This is a genomic window from bacterium (assembly GCA_024226335.1).
Classification (GTDB): Bacteria; Myxococcota_A; UBA9160; order SZUA-336; family SZUA-336; genus JAAELY01.
Window position 1 is genome coordinate 1 of record JAAELY010000352.1, and the last position, 947, is coordinate 947.

The following is a 947-nucleotide window of genomic DNA, read 5'->3' on the forward strand; positions in this document are numbered from 1 at the left end:
CTGAATCTTCCTGGGGTTCACATCACGAGTGAAGAAGCCTTTCTTGATGAACTTCCAACCCTGCGAAGTTCGGTGGAAATCACATTCAGGGTTGGGGCAGAAGGGCGGCTTGCGACAGGTCGGGAGTTCGCGCATTCCCAGGCATTACGCACACCCCATGCCAGGCACATTCTCCGGACCACAACTCTCAGTTTGCCTGCATACCCCAGATGCCGCGCCGCGCGCTCCTGGCTTCGCGTTGAGCCCGTTCGAACTCGGTACCGAAACGCCCCGTTCCGAAGCGCGTGTAGAAGCCCGTCCAGCCCATGCGCACCATCTCCAGATTCAGATTGCGTCCATCGACCTGTAGATAGGCGAGTACTCGGCCGTACTTGCCCCGTTTCAACTCACCCGGTTCTTCGAAGTCCAGGAAGATCTCCCGGTTGTCGATCAATCCGCGCAATGCGGCCTTGGCGGCGCTGAAGCCCGGTTCCTTTCGCTCCGGTGTGTCGATGTGCAGGAGACGCACGCGATCTTTCAGTTCGCCGCAGTCGACGTCGACCGTGTCGCCGTCGATGATGCGCAGCACGCGACACGGGCCGAGCAGGCTGGATTTCGGCTTCGGTTCGATGAACTCGACCGGGAAACCCGGCGCTTCGTTGCGGACGATTTCCTCGCGCAGACCGGTCTCGCGGCCGATCCAGAACGCCAGGCCAATCAGCGCGAGCCAGAGGAACGTAGCCCGCTGCGGCGAACGCCTCTGACTGGATCGTTTTCGGGAACTCATGGAGAGCGAGAGATTCGTGATGTTGCAGCGAGTTCACAAGGGCTAGGGAATCTCTGCACAGGGAGGAATCGAGCGAGAAGCGGGAGTCGCCGCCTGAGCAAGAAGCGTGATCCGATCGCAGATCCGTAGATCTGCAGAGGGTCGCGCGACGCAGCGCAGGCGGATGCATCGCGCTTCGCAG

1 protein-coding gene is annotated in these 947 nt (G+C 60.9%); it reads right to left on the bottom strand.

Translation table 11 applies throughout. From position 1 onward, the window contains the following. Positions 1 to 187 precede the first annotated feature (187 nt). Entirely contained in the window at positions 188 to 766 is a 579-nt protein-coding gene (locus tag GY725_18325) for a thermonuclease family protein (protein MCP4006144.1), read from the bottom strand. Positions 767 to 947 lie beyond the last annotated feature (181 nt).

Bases quoted from the DNA above. Each gene is read 5' to 3' on its own strand.
- GY725_18325 (MCP4006144.1), bottom strand. From the start codon at position 766: ATGAGTTCCCGAAAACGATCCAGTCAGAGGCGTTCGCCGCAGCGGGCT.